This is a genomic window from Ruegeria sp. AA3, assembly GCF_056542905.1.
On record NZ_JBQGAQ010000044.1, the window covers coordinates 1 to 981 of the forward strand.

Below are 981 nucleotides of genomic sequence, written 5' to 3' on the forward strand. Positions count from 1 at the left end.
GAATTGAGACCATTCAAAGGAATTTTCTGAATGATTTTCGAAACAGAGTGCCCCAAATACTAGCATTGTCTTTTGCGTATTCTGGCCAGATCTGTCCGAATACGTGGAATCACCTATTAACTAGGCGCCCTCGGTGGCGAAGACCTCATCAAAGGTCTTTTTTAGCGCAACATCGACGTCATCCATGGTCACCGGCAACCCAAGATCGACCAGTGAGGTCACCCCGTGTTCCTGAATTCCGCAGGGCACGATACCGGTGAAATGTGACAGGTCCGGCTCGACATTGATTGAGATGCCGTGAAAGCTGATCCATTTCCGCAGGCGAATGCCGATGGCCGCGATCTTGTCCTCGGCTGGCTGGCCGGTGATCGTCAGCGGCTTGTCTTGCCGTTGCACCCAGACGCCCACGCGGCCGTCGCGGATCTCACCGGTGACATTGAACTCGGCCAGAGCCGCAATCACCCATGCCTCAAGCTGCTGCACAAAGCGGCGCACATCATGACCGCGTTTGCCCACATCAAGCATGACGTAAACAACGCGCTGACCGGGGCCGTGATAGGTGTACTGTCCACCGCGCTTGCTTTCATAGACCGGAAAGCGATCCGGATCGGTCAGATCTTCTCGCTTGGCAGAAGTCCCAGCGGTATAAAGCGGAGGGTGTTCCAACAGCCAAATGCATTCGTCCGCCTCACCCGCTGCAATCGCAGCAACGCGCGCCTCCATGAAGGCAGTGGCCTCGTCGTAGTCGATCAGCCCGTCGGTAGTCTTCCATTCCATGCTCGTTCCTTAGACCGTCTGCGGGGCAGGGGGAAGGGGTCAGGCGGCCTCGGCCAGGCAGCGTTGCAGGACCTGCGCATAAGTGTCCGTGCCCTGTGCGCCGGTCAGCAGATATTTCCCTCCAAACACCATCGAAGGCACGCCCGAGATGCCTCGGCTGGTCCAGAAATCTTGTTTTTCACGCACCGGTTGGGCATGCGCACC

The 981-nt window shown here is 57.4% G+C and carries 2 protein-coding genes; both read right to left on the minus strand.

Annotated elements, in window-relative coordinates:
- Window positions 1-120: 120 nt before the first annotated feature.
- Window positions 121-777 (minus strand): lipoyl(octanoyl) transferase LipB, encoded by a 657-nt coding sequence (gene lipB / locus ACR0JR_RS22375; protein WP_170393453.1) that lies wholly within the window; start codon window positions 775-777, stop codon window positions 121-123.
- A gap of 39 nt (window positions 778-816) precedes the next feature.
- The coding region (locus tag ACR0JR_RS22380; protein ID WP_480458218.1) for a DsbA family oxidoreductase at window positions 817-981 on the minus strand (165 nt) is incomplete at its 5' end.